The sequence below is a fragment of the Pseudoalteromonas sp. H71 genome, from assembly GCF_001468485.1.
Taxonomy (GTDB): domain Bacteria; phylum Pseudomonadota; class Gammaproteobacteria; order Enterobacterales; family Alteromonadaceae; genus Pseudoalteromonas.
Map to the genome: position 1 here is coordinate 4394 of NZ_LODI01000048.1, position 19882 is coordinate 24275.

Here is a 19882-nt window from a genome sequence, read left to right on the forward strand (position 1 = left end):
TCTAAATTGAATCTTCATAACTTACCTCCCCTTAAATACTTTTAACGTCTTCAACGCCATGTTGTTTAAGTATTTGCACTGCATTGGTTTTTACATTGTCATCATTAGCAAAGCCTTCATCTTTAAACACTACTTGTGTACTTTCTGGCTCTAGCTCATCAATTAAGGTCGCAATACCTTCAACAACCGCTTCTGTAATGTCATCGTCTAAACATACGATTAAGGCACCAGCACCAACAACAAAAACTTGTTTACCTTCAATATCTTCTTCTTCAATAAGTGTTGTTAGCTCAATACCGTATTTGAGTAGAATTTCATATAATACATCTTCAGATTCACGACCCGTTTTAATTGATTTAGCTGCAAGTTGCAGTGCTGGTGCTAAATCATCAAAATCAGCATCCCAACGGCGAATATTGGTTTCATCTAGACTTAAAACTTTAAACCCTAGATCAGTTTCTTTACTGCTTTCGTTATTTATTAATTTAATAGCATTCTTTAATCGATCTTTGGTAACTTGATTTATTGTTAAGTATCCCATTTTTTTAGCTTCTGACTTTAAATTAGTAGCTTCTGGCAACTGAACTAAAATAAATTTTCTAGACTTTTTATCCTCGGCGTTCAATTCAAATACTGATTGAGCTGTTGTTCCAGAACCAGCAAAGAAATCCAGTACAATATCATTTTCACCTAACCCCATTTTCATCAACGTTGATAATAAATTCACAGGCTTAGGCGTATCGAAAGCAGCATGTCCATCAAATAACTTCTTCAAACTATTTTTTGCCGACTCATTGGTTCCTACCTCTGTAGAAAAAAGAATTGTTTCTGGTGTAAGTCCTCTCTCTTTAGCATGCAAATACGTCTTGACCCTAGGAACACCATTACCGTCTTTACCAAGCCATATGCGACCATCTTTAATTGCCTCTTCCATAACTGGTTGAGTATATAACCAACAACGACCACTTTCTAAGTTATGAGCTTTTCCATTTGGAGCTGTTAAAGTATAAAACTGGGACTTGGTTCCGTGCCCACTCTGAGCTGTTGCAGGATCAGATTTCCACTCACCACGAGGATCATTATCAGGGTTTTTGTAATTAGCCAATGCCTTTTCATTCATAGGTAGTTGCTTTAAAGCTCTTTCTGTTGCATTTATGTTCTTGGCAAAACAGAGGATGTAATCATGCCTTGAAGATACAACCTTCCTATTTTCCCTATTAGTTCTTTTTTCCCAAATAAAATTTGCTATAAAATTATCTTCGCCAAATATTTCATTACAAAGAGCTCTTAAATTAGATTGCTCTTTATCATCAATAGAAATAAAAATTAAGCCTTCATCATTTAATAGGTTCCTAGCTAATTTAAGTCGTGGGTACATCATTGATAACCAAGCAGAATGATATCGTCCTGAAGTGTCGGCATTAGTACTCATAACACGTCCGTCACTATCTAATTGCTTAGTTGTCTCCAAGTAATTCTTAATATTGTCTTGAAAATTATCTTGATAAACAAAGTCGTTCCCTGTGTTATAAGGTGGGTCGATATAGATCATTTTCACTTTTTTGTGATATGACTTTTGCAATAGCTTCAACACTTCAAGGTTGTCACCTTCGATAAATAGATTTTCGGTGCTATCCCAATTCATGCTGTCTTCTTTGCAGGGGCGTAACGTACCTGTTGATGGTGTTTGTGCTATTTGTCGAGCTCTATTCTTACCATTCCAAGTAAAGTTGTATCGCTCATCTGAACCATCAACTGCTTCACCTAAAGCGGATTTTAAGGCATCAAAATCAACCTTGCCTTCGCTAAATACATCAGGGAAAATTTGCTTTAATTGCTCGATGTTAGCATCGGTAATATCAAGGCTTTTAGACTCAGCTGATTGATTGCTTATCTGTTCCATTGTTGGTTTCATGTTTACTGCCTTATTCGGTATCTGATAATTGTTTGATTTCTGCATACAGTTGGTAAAGCCTATGAGCAGACATATCTAAAATGGGTTCGTACATAAATGAGTTAAGATGAATATTCTCAGGCGTCATCAGGTTTACCTGATCAAGCAATGCTTTAGTTGTTAGTTCACCTGGAAATAACTCACAGAATTTATTGAATAGCTTTCTGGTTTGATCTTTGGTGATAGCCAAAACGAACACACTGTCGTTAATTTTGCTGATCATAAATTCTTCAGCTTTTAGACGAATGGCGATGGCTAATATCACCTTATTTTCTAACTCTATTGCATCGGTGTTACCTTGCAGTAACTCTTCGCTTTTAGCATAAATCATGTCTTTTAATACATTATTTTGATTTGGTAAGTCTAAGCCTTGTTGGTCTGCAAAAATGTCTTTATAGATGCTTTCAAGATGAGATACCTTAATATCACTAGTATCTGGTTTTATGTGGAGTAACGAAGTTAACGTTATATAGTGTGCCTCATGGCCGCAGTAATCAGCTATATTTCGTGCAAATGGAATACTTGCTAATAAATAGCCAACATTACCTGCTAGCTCTTGTTTCCACGCGGAAAAAACATCGTTTTGATATCTTTCTTGGGAAATATCAGTTGTATCAACACAACGTGTTGCCATTAATCTATTGTTGCGTTTAACACCTACTCTACTACTGATTATTCGGTGAAAATCAAAGTTATGAGTCAGTGAAAATAGGTGGAAGATATCTATTCCAGCAATGTCTTGTAAATATTCGACAATAGCGTATTTGTTTTTGTAATCGAAAGAATCCGCAATATCGTCAATGACGATAATCGTTGCTACCGCTTGCTGCTTTTTAACCTCGACCTCAAATAACACATTAAGAATGTACAATGCTCGTTTTTCACCTTGGCTAAGCGCTTCAATTAAGCTTTCTTGGTTTACTATTTCAGGAGCGCCACGTCCGTCATTAAATTCAAACTGAATTGTTGGAGCTTGGTTATTTAAAATAACGTCATCTTGATTGTTTACGCTTAGTTTAAATGGCACGGTAAAACGTTCATTAAACGTATCAACTACAGCTGCCCAGGTTGTTTGTTCGGCTTTTGCCTGTTGAATAATACCTTCAACCACAGCTTGGTTATTTTGGTAGGTTGTTACTAAGTCATCCCATAAACTTTGATGCGCTTGAAGGTAGCTTTTAATAACCGTTTTTTTGAATTGCGGGATATCTTGATAATCAGCAAGTAACGTCTGGTTTTCGGTAATAAAATCTCTAAACGCTGCGGTATCTTTTGTTTTAAGCTTGTCGTCTATTTTTGCAAATTTCTGTTTTAGGTCATCGCTATTAAGTACTTTTTCTTGCTCAGCTTGTAATATTGCATTTAGCTGGTCTAAATCTTCAGCCAATTGGGGCTTACCATCTACTGATATATTGACACTGTGTTTCGCCTTAAAAAAGTCAGCATCGCCAAGGCTTTTAGATATTGTACCGGCTTTTTGATGGTTGAAACTTTTTGTTAAAACCGTTGATTGGTCAATTAGTTTATCGTAAGTATCAACGTAATCGGATAACTCTTTTGCAAAGTCTCCTTTGGCAATTACCGCTAATACTTTATCGTTAAATAAGTCAGCAAACTTATAAGCGGTATAGCTACTGTAGTCAGGTAATGTTTCTTGATGTAGCTCTGCTAGTAACTCTAAGAGTGCTTTTTCAGGCCTCCCAAAAATTTCACAAATTAATTTAGGAAAAGCATTGATAGCAACGCCTTTTTTACCTGCTGGTTTTGCTATTGCTTTAACTAGAGTGGTGCGCTTTTCATCAACTTCTTTTAACGCCGTATCGTATTGTTGCTTTAATGCATCGTTTACTAACAGTGTTGAGAGTTGCTTAGAGCTATAACTTTCATTATATGACTCTATCACCATTATTTGTTCAGGAGTGATAGCAATATTATCAATGGTGATATCTCTTTTAGTCTCACGTTCAGGAAAGATTAAATCTTTGGTCTCATCTTCATTAACTACGTCAATAAAGGTTTTAGCAAGTGATGTTTTTAGTGTGCCGTTTGGCGCATATAGTGAATTAACACCATCGTTATTTGCTGATTTTGTGAAATCAAACTCTTTATTTAACTGGTTTATGCCATAGCAATTTTCTAGGGCTAATTTAAGTTTCATAGGGTTCCTTGTTATCAGCTATTAAAGCTGTTCCTTGAGTTGTTTAATTTGTTTTTTTATTGCTCTTGCTTGAACATTTAACTTAACTTTATTATTCATTAAGTTTTCAGTTTTTAGTTTGTTGCGCAAGCCATTTAGCTCGGTTTCTAAGCTTTTTAATTTTTCAAGAATTGCTGTTACTTGTTGGCTATCACTGGTTTGTTGATGACCACCGTAAACACCGGTAAATTTAGCTGATTCTAAGCGGTTAAATTTATTAATAAAGTCGCTATATAAATCATATAAACTAACTGTTGAACAGTTACTTAATGAAAAGTCATTAATAAAGCTTTGTTGAACAGATTCAAGTGGCTGGTTTAACCAAGGAGAATCGAATTGTTTTTCTATGGTTAGCTTGTGACTATCGGCCTGATTAATACGTTTATCAGCAACACTTAATGCTAGTGATTGCTCATGTTCAATTAAAAGCAATGTTGGGTATGGAATGTTACTGTGCAGTAATCTACAGAGCTGTTTTGTTTTATTTAAGCTTTTAACTTTTACCTGCAAAATAGCTATTTCAAGATATTCTCTAACACCATCTTCAAAGGTTGGAATATTGATTGTTTCAGGTTTAAGCGTATATGCCCAATCGATTGATTTGAGTACGTCTTTGATAATATTTTTGTCATTACTACTGAGCTCAGTGTTATCACTCAAGGTTTTTTTTGGGATCTTAACGCCCAGCTTAGTTTCATTAGGTAACTTAAGGTTAGCGATTAGCTCTGTTAATAACGAGTTATGATTCATAAAAAATTACTACCTATAGAACAACTACATAGCTAACAACTTCAAAGTCATTAACTTGTTGTGTTGAACTTGATGTTAAGGTAGTTCCACCGCGACTAAACAAGCTAGCGGCACCTTTTTCTTCACTCTTACCGGCAATATCTTCTACTGCTACTTTTAATAGCGTTTGGTAATGTGCCATATCGGTATTGTTTTCGGTATTTTGATTGAATAAATCGTTTGCCTCATCTAATGAATTTTCATTTTGTAGTGCCGAGAATTTTTTAAGCAGGTCAAGCATATGTTTAGCCTGAGTAAATGAATAAACAACTTGCTCTTCATCTGATACATAAACCAAATAATACGGGGATAGTGCATAGCTATCATCTACTTGCACATTGCCAGTTTTATCTTTTAAGCAAAAAACAACACCTGGTATTAAGTCATCAGCAATGTCTTTTAATTCATTTTGAGTGCTGTCAATTTTGATCGGTGAGTATAAGCCTGTTGGTGACTGCTCTAAAAGATCCAAATGATTTTTCATGAAATCTGACAAATCCATTCTAAAGTCATTTAGTGTTAAATCGGTTATGGATACACCACCTGATATTTCTTCTAGATCAACAACTTGGTTTTGAAGTTGCTCAAGCTGTTTTCGGCGGTAATCAAGGTCATTCATTTCGCTAGCGGTTTGATCAATTACGTTTTCTTCACCTGTTGCTGATATATCAAGTAATACCATTCTACCGCTCACGCGAGCTTCTAAGTTTATGTATTCATCAAGTTCCATGTTTGGCCAGAAGTTAACAAGCTGAATTTTGTCATTAACTGAGCCTAAGCGGTCAATTCGTCCAAAGCGCTGAATAATGCGAACTGGATTCCAGTGAATATCGTAGTTCACTAAAAAATCACAATCTTGCAGGTTTTGGCCTTCAGAAATACAATCGGTAGCAATTAATATATCTATTTCTTGTTGGAACTCTGGAAATACTTTATCTCGTTCTTTAGAGCGTGGTGAAAAGTGAGTTAGCATTGAGTTTAGATCTGCTGTAACACGTTTGCCTTGAGGGTCTTTCAACGTAGTATCTGTTTTTTGCCCTGTAATAATGGCTGATTTTATTGAGAACTCGTTATCAGCCCAGTTTGCAATATCTTTATATAAATACTCTGCGGTATCAGCAAACGCAGTAAAAATAATAACTTTTTTATTTTGACCGTTTATAGGGCTGTTAACTTTTTCAATGATTGTGTCTTTAAGTGCTTTTAGCTTTGCGTCTTTGACTGCCGTAATACGATTAGCTTCATCAACTAACATTTCTAAAAAAGCTTTGTCAGCATCAAGGTCTTGTGCGTAGCGAATTAAATCCATGTCTTGTAGACGCACTTTGGTTTTTTTGCCGACCATATATGGCGCTAATTCTGGGTTTTCTAGCTCAAAATCGTAAATTTCTTCAATAGGAGGAGCAACAAACTCTTCTGTTAATTCAGAAGTGATTTTAGGTGCTAAATTTTCGTTAAAGTGCTCAATTTGATTCAAAATACTTGTTACTTGCCCAAGCAGTTTACCTGAGGTTAAGTGAAAGGCATGAATAGAACTTTCCATACGCTTGAGTAAGTTAATTCGCATTAAGTGAATTAAACTTTCTTCACGATCTACTTGTTTAAAAGTAGAAGAACCTCCCTTTACTTTTTGGTCGTATCTTCTCGCATATTCGGCTTGTTTTTCGACTCGAACATACTTCATAGGTGAATAACAGGCTAAGCTCAAACGTCTTATCGTGTCGTTCACTTCTTTTAGTGGCGGGAATTCGCCATTAAGGTCGATATCTGATTTAACATTCTTTGGTAATAACCTTGTTGGGAATTTACCGATATCAGCAGTGCCGTAATACTTTTCAATGTGCTTTCGAGATCGTGCAATTGTATAAATATCTAATAATTTAAAATAATCAAAGTTAATGGTGTCTAGCAAATCTTGTGCTGTACGATCTTCAGGCGGCTGCTTTGCCCAAGCATTAAAGTGAGTTTGCGCCTTTCGAAGTGTAGCCTCTATGCTGTTGATTCCATATTCATTCAGCGCACTATCATTAGCTTCTGTAATGAAAGCCACCTGATTTTTCATGTCATTTAATCGGTTGTTAACTGGGGTTGCAGATAACATTAATACTTTAGTTTTGGCGCCACCTTTAATAATGTCGTCTAAAAGCCTTTGGTAGCGGTTTTTACCTTCTTTTTTAGGGTTGTTATTACGAAAGTTATGACTTTCATCAATAACAACTAAGTCATAGTTTCCCCAGTTCAAAGTTTCTAAATTTATTGTTCCTGAATAGCCTTTATGTCGGCTCATATCTGTATGATTGAGTACATCATAGTTAAACCGATCATCAGCTAATAAATTTCGTTTATCGTTTTGGGTATAGACCAACCAGTTGTCTCTGAGTTTTTTGGGGCACAGAACTAATACTTTGTCGTTTCGCAGTTCAAAGTATTTTATTACAGCAAGTGCTTCAAAAGTTTTACCTAAACCAACGCTATCAGCAATAATACAGCCATTGTATTTGTTTAACTTATCTATGGCACCAAGAACACCATCTCGCTGAAATTTATATAATTTATTCCATACAACCTTATCTTTAAAACCTGTTCTGGTGTTAATTATACTTTCTTCTTGTAACTCACCAATGAAGTCTTTGAAAAGGTTATAAAGCGTGATGAAGTATACAAAATTAGGGCTTTGATCTTTGGTTAATTGGTTAAGCTGAGTAAGAAACTCATCTTTTGCGTTTACCACTTGGCCTTTGGCATTCCAAACCATGTTGAAATACGATAATAAATCTTCAGATTGCGGGGCTGGAATTTTAGTGATCATGTCAAAGCCCGTTGATTCAACTAAGCCCATACCAGAACCGTTAAATTGAGCACCATCGATTGCGGTTAATTCAGTACCTTCATTTGCAATGATGTGTTTACCTACTGCCCCTGGTTGACTCACCAGTTTAATTTTTGCTTTTTGGTCAAGCCATTGAGCAAATTCTTTCGCTATTGATTTTTGGTTAAGCTGATTTCTAAATTTAGTTTCATATTCTCCCCCTAAAAGAGAACCAAAAGGTGTAGAGGCATTATCTATATTGCCAAAACCTTTAAACTGAGAGAAAAGTAACCTTGCACTTTTAAGTTTATTTAATTCGTCCTTGAGATCATCAAAAGCATATATTGAAAAGAGACCAGTCATTACAGAAAGTTTGTCACTTGGTGATAAAGTAACGGCTAAGAGGTCTTTTACTTTTGATGTTGTGTTATCAATTAACATAATTAGTTTCCATACTTAATGCTATCTCAATATCTTTAAGATTAAGTTGTGATTTATTGCTTAAGTGCAGCTGGTAAGTGTTACAGTTTAATGTGCCTTGTTCGGTACAGTCTACGCTCCACTGCCTAAGCAAATAACCGAGTAGAGCGGCTCTTACTTCTAGTTGTAACTTCCCGTTTTCCATTGCGTAATCAAGCTCTATTGCTTTTGGGTATTTTAGCTTAGGGTGCGGGGTTAAAATTATATCGCAAATGGTGTGCCATTGGGTGTCTTTATCTGCAGACTCTTCAGGTTTAATGAGTGATTGCAGTATTTTTGGGCATTCGATACGCGTGGTCACAAAGTCTCTGAATTCTTGATTTGATCTATCAAATGCACGCACATGCCAGCGAGTACCATTATTTACAATAGAGTGGGGTACCAATAGCTTTGAAGTAGTGCCTGAAGTTAGTGATGTATATTGGCACTCAATAGCGAGCTTAGACGTAATAGCACGCATAAGAGTCGCGATTACTTCACTATTTGGGTGTATCAAGCGCGTTGCATCTTGGCAGTAACTACTAGGCTGAATATTACTTGATAAGCCATCACCAAAACCACGGCATAAAGCGCTGAGAATACTCTCAGCGTTATGTTCGAACAAAGGTTTAAAGCTGTCTAACCGGTGGTAGCTTTTGGTTGTATGACTTAATACTAGGTTTTGAGGTGCAAGTTCTTTATATGATGAAAAATCACGGGTACACGCGGCTAAGCCAGTTTTAAAACGCTGAATTAAATCAGCTCTTGCAACTTGGCCAAAGTACTGCAGATTAAAATCTATGAACGCTAAGCGTTCCCTCTGCGCATGTGTGAGTGCATCCAATGCGGTATTAGTCATAAATATACTAAATCATTATTTTGTAGTAACTATATCAGGCAAAGTTAAAGATGCAATCAAAATGAGTTAATCTTATTTTGTATTTTGCCACGTTCGTGCGGAGGTTTTACCCAGTAGACCTGTCATAACTCCTGGCGCGCGAGTTGCGTCTTTTTTACGATTGTGTTTTTTAACGTGTTTCCAGTTTGATTTACGGTTTTTGTTAGCTAATTTTTTTAATAGATAGCTTTTGATAAATGGGTATTTGTTAAGCATTTTTAAAAGTTCTTCTTTAGAATTAATACAACCTTTATTTGCTTCACTAGCTAATATATTTGCTTGTTCTAAGAGTTGCTTTTCTGTTAGTTTTGCCATTTTTAATGCTATTTATTTATCAATGGATAATGGGCGTCGCCCCATAGCTCATTAGGGTGATCCATCATTATATCGATTATGTATGGAATGAGTTGCGATAAAAACTGTACAGCATCTTTGAGTTGCTCTCTGTTGGCACTACTGTTCCAAGTAGCTCCCCCATGTATCAATTGATTTCTTAGGGTATAGAGTCGTTGTAACACGATGGAGGTTAACTTTGCCGTTTCCTTATTTGCCAAAGCTACGTTAGCCACGCGTTTTGCATCGTTGAAACGTTGTTTGTATTCTTGCTCTTCGATTTGGCCGTTATGAAACTGCCAAAACGGTTGAAATACAAATTGATTGCTTAAAAGGATGCGAATACTTTTTGGAAATTCATGCCATAGCAAATTATAGATTCGATTTTGTGAGTCGAGAGTATCAAGCTTTTCTAGAAAGTGGCTAAACGACTGTGTTTCATTGAAGTTTAAGCATTCAGTGTCTTGGGCATAAGCAGCATTAAAAGAAACCCACAGAAAAATAAACTGGCAATCAAAATCATCATGGCATTGCTCAGATTTGTTTAACCAGCTAAGGGCTCGATGCACTCTTAATGCTAAGCCCTCAGGGAAGTTATCTCGTAGTTTTCTTTGTTTATCTTTTAATTGTTCATGAAGCATATTTTTAGCCTTGTAAATCCTTTTAATAAGGCTAACTTACTGCTTAATCATGATTAAATCTACATTTGTTAGTTAAATTTCATCTCTTTTCCCAATTTTTTCACTTATCCATTCTTCAACTTCACTTTCTACCCAGGCTACAGAGTTACCACCTAGCTCTACCTTCATTGGAAATCCACCAGCGCTCATAAAGCGATAAACAGTTGAACGGCTTAAGCCTGTGATATGTAAAACTTCTTTTAATTTGATTAAACGCATGGGATTTCTCCGGTTAGGTTATTAGTACATATCCTTTCCGGGGGTAGTAATTTTTTACTGAGGCGAAACAAAAACGTTAAACATATACATCACTATTTTGCATAAACCATTAAGAGGGCATAACAATGCAAAATAACAAGTCACTATACGAATTTGATCACCCTGTAAGTGATGAACAAATACTTGAAGCAGCAGCTTACATAATCGCTCAAAAGCAATTTAGGCATGGGGCTTTAACATGTCCGAAAGACAGTGAAGAATATTTAAGGCATAAGCTGGCGTTAATCGAGCATGAGGTGTTTGCTGTACTATTTTTGGATAGCCAAAACCGCATACTTGAATACAAAGAGTTATTTAGGGGGACTATTAACGCAGCAAGCGTATACCCACGAGAGGTGGTTAAAGAAGTATTAGCGCTAAATGCAGCATCTGTAATACTTGCGCATAATCATCCTTCAGGCGTCAGTACGCCTTCACAGGCCGACAAGCTTATTACTACCAAATTACAACAAGCACTTAACCTAATTGATGTTTCGATAGTCGATCACATCATCATTGGTGAAACCAGTTATTCATTTGCTGAACATGGCTTAATTTAAAGGGGTTAGGGTATGGCGATTAAAATAGAGCAAGTGCCAGGACTAAGCGTGCCAGAGTCACTGTTTGATGTGATTGTAAATGCCATCACTAAACAAGGTGAATCGATAGGGAATGCGAGTGAGTTAACTTTGAATTTCCGTGATAAAGATTATAGCGCAGCAGCTGGGGGCTTTCACCCAGTCGAGGTTAGGCTAGAAAAACGAGGCATTGGTTGGGAGCTTATATACATTACTGATTTTTCATACCAGGGCCGGTTAGATTCTGAATTAGTAAAGGAGATTGATGTTTGCTTTGTGATTAAACGCGTGTATCACATGCTGGTGGGCTGGTTAAGTGAACGAGAGGGCAAAGAGCTTTTAACTTTATTTGTGACTAACTTTGTTGAGTATTACAACACAGGCTGCTACCAGGTCACTATTTCAACAGAATAAGGAGATGGCTATGGCTGAAGTACAGGCGATTAAGGACCTTGATACAGTAAAGTTAATTAGTTACTTGCTTGAAAAGCGGTGTTCTAAACAGATGAGCCATATTTGGAATATAGGTTTGAACTTGGCATTGCGCATATCTGATTTGTTGTCTGTTAAATTTACGGATATTCAAAACGACAGGTTACTTATATTTGAAAGTAAAACAGGCAAGCTTGCAGAGATTAAGTTAAATCAAAAAGCATTAGCATTTATCCACGAAGTACGTATCACTCACCCCAACCATGTGTACTTATTTCAATCGTATCGCAATCAACAAGCTAAAGGTTCACCACCACGGCCTTTATCACGAAGGGCTGTAACAAGAGCATTTGCGTTAGTGGGTGAAGAGCTTAATTTAAAACTAGGCACTCACTCGATGCGTAAAACCCGAGGTTACCACCTCTATCATAAAACCCAAGACATCGCGCGTGTAATGAAAATGCTTCGCCATAGTTCTGAGGCAACAACACTGCGTTACATTGGCATAACCCAGGAGGAAATTGATAAAGACTTTGAGGAGTTAGAGCTATAAATTTATTACATATGATAGGAGTAAGTTTGTTATGTCGTTAGAAAAAGCCGTTGCATGCGGTGTAGTAGGAAATGAAGTATCTAAACAAATAACCGGTAGTTCTGAGCCGTCACTCAGTAGAACAGCCATTGCTGTGAGCTCTGGTGCTGTAGCAGGCGCTACAGTATCCGGTGCAGTTGTCGTTGGCCTAGGCGTGGCGTCTGCTCCAGTTACCGTGCCTTTAGCTGTTGCTGGTGGCTTATTAGCAGGAGTCGCGAGTTTATTTGATTAGAAGTAAACAAAGAACGCATTTTTGCAGTGCGTTCTTTTTTTGCTTTTGCAGTGTAAATAGTGCTTCTCGTAATGCTATTTTGGGAACTTGCCAGCCCTTATATACTAAGGGTTTAAGCTTATTTGGCTAGTTGAAAGTCTCAAAAGCGCGTTAGAACAAGTTACGAGAAGCAAAGGTCTTAGTTAGAATATTACCTTTGACTATAACCAAAACAACGGTGCCCTAAGCCATATTGTTTCGTATTAAGTTTTGCTAAATAACTAGCTCGTTTATAAAGACTACTGTAATCCGCTTTAAAATTTGTATTGTTAGCGTCAAGGTAGTAATGAGCATTTTTTGGTAAATGCACAAACTGTAGTACTTCATGAAAAGGTAAATTTAAAGCACTAGCCCATGCAACTGTAATTCTAGTAAATAAATTTTCATTACCGATGTCAATCTTACCTGTGCAGTGATATCTATCCTTATTGAAAAGTAGTACCCAATGATAATGCTGTCTATGAGCTGTGTTTTTCTCCCTTGCCCAAAGATAACGAACACTACAAGGATGTGGGTTTTTACCTTCGCGCTTTTTACGTATCGCATCTGCTTTAACCTGTGCTGTAAGTGATGCAATAAAACGAGTACAAACATCATTGCAATTTAAATCAACAGTATTTGAATAATCAGGTAACCTTAAGTCAATTCTTACTGCAAACGTTCTTTTATGTTCTGTGATAGCGTTATTCATTACTTTTTGAATGGCATCTAAGTAGGGAATAACTAACGGTTGATTTTCTCTTGCTAGTACGCCGTACTCATTATACAAAGGACCTCTAATTATTTGGTACTGTGTTGGGTTGTTCATACTTTTTCTCCTGGTATGTATTAGTTCATATCAGGTGTATGAGTTGTAGTTTTTTAATATTTAGTAATTGAATAATATCTAAGGAATAAAGAACACAATAAATACTACCAAACCGAAATTAGTTTTGGAAAAAGTAAGCAAGTATCAATGGGCTATTTATTCGAGCACTCCACATACGAACTATGTGTTTAATTATTTCTGCTCTGAAGTTACTACTCGTTTAATCTAAATTGAGAGCTATGATATCTATATTTTTGAACTAAATGCTATTCTTACTTTAGGAGTAAGATCGTTTATATCCAGATACAAAAAAAGGCGCCTTTTCAAGACAAAAACATCAGCTTTCATATCATCGATTTCAGATATGTAGTTTCTGTAGGCTTTAACTCGAAAGGGAGTTGATTTTTTAAAATAAGCATATGTAATAAACAATAAGCAATTTACATAAACATTTATAAAAGAAGTGATAAAACTACTTAGATGATATAAATTTGAGTTCATGTGAAAGATATCGGTTGTTCCAAATAATGAATTGCTAATATCAAATATAGATAGGTGCTGTTTTTGGTTTTTATAACTAATAATTTTTTTTATGCACTTTACAGTAAGTAGAGCCAAGGAGCTCTGAAAGTTATCAATAGAATTCTTGGGTTGATCAGCTAAATATGATTTAACTAACTTAAATGAATGATCTGAAAAAAGGCTATTAAGGTAAACACCAAGAAGCACTTTGTACCGATTGTCTAGGTTGCTTGGTAACGTATTGTAAATACTATTTACATAGTCCCCAAATATAACCTCTTTTGAGCTTAATAATAAGTTAAAGTTTAATCCTGTTGCTTTTAATTCATCTACCCTATCGTAATTAGGTATTGATAAACCGTATGCGGATGGCCTCTTTGTGATAAGTCGATTTTCCTCATAAGTAAATACCTCATTTTTCCTGAAAGTACACCCTCTTGTTAATTGCGTAATTAGATTGTGTATTATCAGCTTAGTAACAGCTGTTTTCACTTCTATTTGTTTTATCCCGCAAGCATTAGCTATGGTAGGCAATGAAAAGTTTTCAACGTGCCCAAACTCATCCTGGTTAAGTACGAAGAAGCACCATACTATTTTCACAGGCACTCTAAAACTTTTACCCTCTACTTTTAGAAGCTTTTCGAACGGTAATAACTTATTCATTTCTGTATATTTATCGTAGGCAAAAATGTACGAGTCAGCAGGTCGTCCAGGCTTAAAGTGCTCAGCCTCGAGTTTTGAAATTGCATTAATTTCTTGTAGCTCCTCTATTACTTTTTTAAATTTATTGTGTGGGCATCCTAATTCTATCAGATTTAGATAGTTCGTCTCCAATAGCTTTCTCTGCAATTAAACGAATTAGAACCCATTTTGAATATACTGATAGACCTATGGTTAAGTTGAAAAACTCATTCATTTGATTATTTCTATGCCGTGTATTGTTATTCCATAGTAAAACAGAATGTTATATTTTACACAATAACAGGGTGTTATTTTGTAATTAAATGATAAGATAATATTTAATCTCAATTAGACTTTATTTAGACTTTTTATTTATCAAAAGTAATATAATTAAGCAGCTAATTTAGCAGCTAATTTAGCAGCTAATTTAGCAGCTAATTAAGCAGCTAATTTAGATTTTAATTCAGTGTCTAAAGGCATTGACTGAAATTTTGATGTGAGCATTAAAAACATCTAACTTAGATTTTAGATAGTGTTTAATTGCACATCTAATAAGAAGAGATTTAGTCTCTGACTGCAAAGTAGTTGCTTATAGATTAGTGTTGGATTATTGTTTTGATAACAGTGACAAATGCTAAAGCACAGGGATGAATTAATGACAGATTGGATTGATAGCAAGAATATTTTGAAGTGGGTTAAGGAAGATAATGAAGATTTGCGCAATTGGCTAGCTTATCGATATTCAAGCTATGTTGAATACTTTAAATCTGAAAATCCTACATTAAATAGTTTTATTAGACTTGTGATTAAAAAAAATAGCTCTAATGAAGATACGCAAAAAATTCAACTTCAGAAGCTGCATAAAGCCTGGAAAAGCTATGAAAGAGGCTTAAAAAATACATCTAATGAAGTGTGTAAACTTCAGCTGGAGGTGTCTAAAACCGCGCGTGGTAAACTAAAGGAGCTTAGTGATGCGGATGAAATATCTCAATCTAAATATATTGAAAAACTAATAAATTACGCTAAGAAAAATCCTAAGTTAATTTCTAAAGATACAAAAGTGCAAGAGCACTACGAACTTAAAAAGAGATCTTTTGATGATATCAGTGAGATTAAAGCTATGAAGGAAGACTTATCATCTATAGATGCTAAGGTTACTAGATTATTAGATACTTGGGAGGGGTAGTGCAAGCTCAGCGAGGGTGTTCATAATTTTGTGGCAGTCATGGTTATTTTTAAAGATAAATAGCTTTTAGTATACCTATTAGTATTCTTTTATTTTATTTTTAAAGGCATTGTTTTTTATAAACAATGGTTTATTGGTTTTCTATGAATCCCTCTTCCCCACCATCATTCTATATTAGGGCGCCTTATGGCGTCCTTTTTTGTGCACTAAGTTTGCTGTGTGGCTTGTTGGCTATTCGATGTGCTATTTTTTCGGGCATATTTTACTGCATACATTCGTTCATCAGCTAAGGTAAAGCACGCTTTGTAATCAGTGCATTCATTACTGCTGGCAATACCAAAACTTAATCCTGATTCTGGCCACTTTTGCTGTAGCTGAATATGTACTTTATTGAGTGCTTTAGCCGTGTTGCTTTCGATTACAGCAAGGTTTTCTAGTGAGTCGGCATTACATAAACAGATAAATTCATCCCCACCGGTTCTATAAACATCCCCTAAGTTAGCCAATCCTTTTTTAATCAACTTAGTAACGTTAATAAGTAACTCATCGCCACTGGCATGACCTAATTGGTCGTTTATTGATTTCATACCATCACAATCAATAAATACAATTAAATAAAACGTGCCAATAGTATTTAGCTTTTCTTGTAGTAGTAATCGGTTACCTACTTTTGTGAGCGGGTCAATGCGGGATTGTTCGAGGGCATCAATATAATCGTTTTGCTTTATTTTTAACCATTCAGAAAGTGAAAGTAATATACAAATACAATCTATCGCGAGTGCAATTAAAACCCATAACTCAGCCGAGGCGGTTACGATTAAATTAAGGTGAGCTAAAATAAACACGACAAGAGAAAGGCTGTAAATAATATTACCGGTTAAAAAATACTTTGCTCTAAAATCGTTTAGGCTCAACATTTTAAAGCCAAGTACTAGCGTTAGCACCACCCATATTGCTGCTAAGGTGTGTGCTAAATAAAATACCCAATGAAAAGGTAACACAAGGTTTATAAAGCCACTAATAAACGCGGCATACGAAAAATACTTTAAAAATTGGCTTATTCGTGTTTTTTCAACCGAGTGAAAATTAAATAAGTAATAAGCAAATGCGCTGGCTGAAGATATTGCAAACGAAAAAATATACATACCAAGATAGTGCGAGTTTATGCTTTTAAAGCTATAAAACACGCCAAAAACGCCGGCGGCAAACGCCCAACCAATACCGTGCAAGCCAATATAACCTGCGCAATATAACGCAACATTTTGACCTGTTTTTAAATAAAGAATGAGTGCCATGCAGGCGAGGGTAAGCATAATGGTGATGGACATTATGCTCAGTGAATTTACAAAGAATTGTTGATAAATAAAGGTTGGCTCATCAATAATTGCTACGCTTACTGGTTTAGCATAATGGTTGGCATTTAAATAAAGCCATAGTACGCCTTGGGAGTTTGCTTTTAGGTTTAGTTGAAACGCTTGGCCATGCATTATGATTGCAGACTGAGATAAATTACCTTGTGAAAAGTCTGAAATTAAACGAATTCCTTCTGAATCCTGCCAATAAGCATATCCTTCATCGAGGTAATTTGCGTTGGGCAAAATAAACCAACGAGTAGACGTATTCGTTGAAAGTGGTATTTTTGCAATTGCGGGCCCTCGCTTTTCCGATAAAGAAACAAGCGAATTTTGGGTGCCAAGATAAGCATTAATTACTTGCTCACCGGTTTTAGGCGTTTTTAAGTTAACCTGTCGCCATATAGGCGAGTTCACTTCAGTGCTTTGTTGTAAATTAAGCATTTGTGCATTAGCGTGCAAAGGTAAGTATGCTAACAAGCACAAATAAACATATAAAAACCGTAGCATGTTACCCCTCATAAAAGCTTACTGTTTATAACTGTCGTTTGTATATTGCCAATATAACAGTGTTTCATCGGCTATTTTTAATATGCAATGCGCTTATTAATTTTTGTTTTTCAATAGGCTTAGATACATATCCGTCAAAAAGCGCTTCGTATAAGCGTTTTTGTTCAGAAAGCACATTAGCAGTCAGTGCAATTATAATTTGTGATTCATCTATTTTTTTAATAATTTTACATGCTTCAAAGCCATCCATTTTAGGCATCTGAATATCCATTAAAATTATACTAGGCAATCGTTCTTTATAAAGATCTACGGCTTCTTGGCCATTATTAGCAATGACAATGTGCGCGCCGGTAGGCTCAAGCATGGCGCTTACAACTAATTGATTAATTTTATTATCTTCAGCAACTAAAATAACTTTATTGGTTAGATCGGGAAGCGCTAAATCATTTAGGGTTTCATTTCCCAACGCTTTTTGCGCTTTTTCTAATGGTAAATAAACATAAAACTGGCTACCAATCCCTTCTTTACTGGTTACTTTAATGTCGCCGCCCATAAGGTTAATGAGTGACTTAGTGATTGGCAAGCCAAGCCCGGTTCCACCATATTCACGCGTTGTTGAAGACTCGGCTTGTTCAAAGCGCTCAAATAACCTGTTCACTACATTTTGCGGTATGCCAATACCTGTGTCTGAAACAATAACGCAAACTTGCTCATTCTCAGTAAGTTTAAACTCAACGGTGACGCCTCCTTTATGCGTAAACTTAATTGCGTTATATATTAAATTTAAAAAAACCTGCCTTATTCTAACAGCATCACCACACCAGTACTTATGTTCGATCGTTGATTTAAATTGCAAATAAATATTTTTTTCTTGAGCGGGTACTAACAAATCAGATTCTAAATGATGTATTAATTCATCTAATTCAAAGCTTTTGTTCTCAAGAGTGAGTTTACCAGCTTCGATTTTTGAAAAATCCAATATATCGTTAATAATGGTGGTTAGAGAGCGGGTAGAGTAGAGTGCTTTTTTTAAAAACTCTGTTGATTTTTCATTCATTGGTTGCTCTTGCAGCAGCTGCAGAGTACCTAAAATACCGTTCATGGGAGTTCGTATTTCATGGCTCATATTCGCCAAAAACTCCGATTTAGTTTTAGCGCTTTGCTCTGCGAGTTCTTTTGCGTGGGCAAGTGCTTGTTCGTGTTTTATTTGCTGCGTTAAATCAAACGCTATACCTAAAAACCCAACAACTTGAGCTCTGTTATTAAGCAATGATGTAACACTTAAGCTGACTTGAATATGCCTACCTTTAGAGTCTACATAGGTCCATTGGTTAACATCGGGCTCTGTGGGAGTTGCCTTTACAATCAATGTTTCAAACCCTGGGCTAACTATTTTGTTGAGCTCATAACTAAGTTGTTTTGCTTTGCTTACCAGCTCTGTTTCTAAATGAAATATGCTACAGGTTTTTTTGCCGACGACATCATTTGCTTTGTAGCCCAGTAACTTCTCTGCAGCGGGGTTAAACTCGGTAATTAAACCGTTTATGTCGGTAGCTATAATGGAGTAGCTAGCGCTGTCTAAAATGCTGCGCTGTAACATACTAATATCGGCTATTTGCTGGGTTCGTAGCTTTACATCAGTCTCTAGTTTCAAATTGGCTTGTTCAAGAATATTTTTATGTGCCTGCTCGGCTTCACGTCTTAAATTTTCTTTTTGGGCTTTTCTAAAAAATTGTAACTGTATTGCAAGCACAATTAACATAGCAATTAGCGTTAAAAAAATACCATTTACGAGTGCTTGATATTGATAAGGCAAATGCAGGTTTTCAATAAACGCATGAGAGCCATGTAAAGTTATTTGCCACTGACGGCCGATCACATTAGTAACAGTGGATACTTTAAACTCAGTGTTACTTGTTTTATCGCCGTATGTAAAAAAGGCCACATTAGTTGCATCGTTTAGATCGCTAATGGCTAAGTAGTTTTCATTAATATCAAATAATGAGTTTAAAATATTGTCTATGAGCAAAGGGGAGTATGCCCAGCCATGGAGCGCTTCTAGCCGTTCACCTTTAGATGAAGACGTGATCTTACTATTATAAATAGGTAATAGAATCAAAAAACCATGATGAGTTTTTTTATCTGCTTGTACTAACGTAATAGGTGCAGATAATTGAGCAGCATTTGCAAAAACTGCGTTTAATGCTGCACGTTTACGAATAGTTTCTGAGCCAATATCTAATCCTATTGCTTGTTTATTGTTACTTTCAGGAAAAATATATTGGATTACAAAATGATCACTTTTGTTTTCAGACAATGTTTTAAAGTTAAATAGGGTATCGGGGCGTTCGCTTTTTGCTTTAGTTATAAAAGAGGGAAGTTCGCTCTGGGTTACTTTTTTTATGTACCCAACGCCGTTAGCTCCCGGAAATTCTTGTGCGTAATCTCTTGCGTTTGAGTAACGTTTAATTGCGTTGTAGTTTAAGTTTTCAATACCAATACCCTGTATAAACCCTTTTAGGCCAAATAGCCCGTATTGATATAGCTCCATTCTGTTGTTTATGCCCACCGAT

The 19882-nt window shown here is 36.0% G+C and carries 17 protein-coding genes; 5 read left to right on the forward strand and 12 right to left on the reverse strand.

The features are described from left to right. Positions 1-31: 31 nt before the first annotated feature. The 8 genes from ATS71_RS17810 to ATS71_RS17845 form a co-directional block, all read right to left on the reverse strand. The gene (locus ATS71_RS17810) at positions 32-1915 is read right to left on the reverse strand and encodes a site-specific DNA-methyltransferase (RefSeq protein ID WP_201020882.1); all 1884 of its coding nucleotides are present in this window, start codon (positions 1913-1915) and stop codon (positions 32-34) included. Positions 1916-1925: 10 nt separating this feature from the next. Then, a complete protein-coding gene (locus ATS71_RS17815; RefSeq protein ID WP_058405998.1) occupies positions 1926-4112 on the reverse strand; it encodes a hypothetical protein in 2187 nt (728 codons plus the stop codon). Between the two features lie 21 nt (positions 4113-4133). Beyond that, positions 4134-4901: a DUF4391 domain-containing protein gene (locus tag ATS71_RS17820; RefSeq protein ID WP_058405999.1), complete on the reverse strand. Its 768-nt coding sequence runs from the start codon at positions 4899-4901 to the stop codon at positions 4134-4136. 13 nt (positions 4902-4914) lie between these two features. Continuing rightward, on the reverse strand, positions 4915-8190 hold the full coding sequence (locus tag ATS71_RS17825; protein ID WP_058406000.1) for a helicase-related protein: 3276 nt from the start codon (positions 8188-8190) through the stop codon (positions 4915-4917). Then, a complete protein-coding gene (locus ATS71_RS17830; protein ID WP_058406001.1) occupies positions 8180-9067 on the reverse strand; it encodes a WYL domain-containing protein in 888 nt (295 codons plus the stop codon). The genes ATS71_RS17825 and ATS71_RS17830 overlap by 11 nt, the downstream gene beginning before the upstream one ends. A gap of 72 nt (positions 9068-9139) precedes the next feature. Continuing rightward, the gene (locus tag ATS71_RS17835) at positions 9140-9421 is read right to left on the reverse strand and encodes a hypothetical protein (protein WP_058406002.1); all 282 of its coding nucleotides are present in this window, start codon (positions 9419-9421) and stop codon (positions 9140-9142) included. Between the two features lie 8 nt (positions 9422-9429). Continuing rightward, the gene (locus ATS71_RS17840) at positions 9430-10080 is read right to left on the reverse strand and encodes a HEPN domain-containing protein (protein WP_058406003.1); all 651 of its coding nucleotides are present in this window, start codon (positions 10078-10080) and stop codon (positions 9430-9432) included. A gap of 72 nt (positions 10081-10152) precedes the next feature. Continuing rightward, positions 10153-10338: a helix-turn-helix transcriptional regulator gene (locus tag ATS71_RS17845; RefSeq protein ID WP_058406004.1), complete on the reverse strand. Its 186-nt coding sequence runs from the start codon at positions 10336-10338 to the stop codon at positions 10153-10155. Between the two features lie 125 nt (positions 10339-10463). Here ATS71_RS17845 and radC point away from each other — a divergent pair, with 125 nt between their 5' ends. From radC to ATS71_RS17865, 4 genes are read left to right on the forward strand one after another with little or no spacing between them, the layout of a single operon-like run. Next, positions 10464-10937: a RadC family protein gene (gene radC, locus ATS71_RS17850; RefSeq protein ID WP_010557264.1), complete on the forward strand. Its 474-nt coding sequence runs from the start codon at positions 10464-10466 to the stop codon at positions 10935-10937. 12 nt (positions 10938-10949) lie between these two features. Continuing rightward, positions 10950-11369, forward strand: coding sequence for a DUF2787 family protein (locus ATS71_RS17855; RefSeq protein WP_058406005.1), 420 nt, complete (start codon positions 10950-10952; stop codon positions 11367-11369). A gap of 10 nt (positions 11370-11379) precedes the next feature. Beyond that, the gene (locus ATS71_RS17860; protein WP_054983673.1) at positions 11380-11940 is read left to right on the forward strand and encodes a tyrosine-type recombinase/integrase; all 561 of its coding nucleotides are present in this window, start codon (positions 11380-11382) and stop codon (positions 11938-11940) included. Between the two features lie 31 nt (positions 11941-11971). Next, positions 11972-12211, forward strand: coding sequence for a hypothetical protein (locus tag ATS71_RS17865; RefSeq protein WP_058406006.1), 240 nt, complete (start codon positions 11972-11974; stop codon positions 12209-12211). Between the two features lie 190 nt (positions 12212-12401). Here ATS71_RS17865 and ATS71_RS17870 read toward each other — a convergent pair whose 3' ends face one another. Beyond that, positions 12402-13058, reverse strand: coding sequence for an inovirus Gp2 family protein (locus tag ATS71_RS17870; protein WP_058406007.1), 657 nt, complete (start codon positions 13056-13058; stop codon positions 12402-12404). Between the two features lie 246 nt (positions 13059-13304). Further along, on the reverse strand, positions 13305-14414 hold the full coding sequence (locus ATS71_RS17875; protein ID WP_152995695.1) for a hypothetical protein: 1110 nt from the start codon (positions 14412-14414) through the stop codon (positions 13305-13307). A 502-nt stretch (positions 14415-14916) separates the two neighbouring features. Between ATS71_RS17875 and ATS71_RS17880 the strand changes: the two genes are divergently transcribed. After that, entirely contained in the window at positions 14917-15447 is a 531-nt protein-coding gene (locus tag ATS71_RS17880; protein WP_058406009.1) for a hypothetical protein, read from the forward strand. Positions 15448-15653: 206 nt separating this feature from the next. On the opposite strand, the gene ATS71_RS17885 is transcribed toward ATS71_RS17880, so the two are convergent. Together ATS71_RS17885 and ATS71_RS17890 are read right to left on the reverse strand one after the other, a co-directional pair. Continuing rightward, complete coding sequence (locus ATS71_RS17885) at positions 15654-17309, reverse strand: sensor domain-containing diguanylate cyclase (protein ID WP_058406010.1); 1656 nt, start codon at positions 17307-17309, stop codon at positions 15654-15656. Between the two features lie 64 nt (positions 17310-17373). Then, a partial coding sequence (locus ATS71_RS17890) for a CHASE domain-containing protein (protein ID WP_235591528.1) occupies positions 17374-19882 on the reverse strand: 2509 nt, incomplete at its 5' end.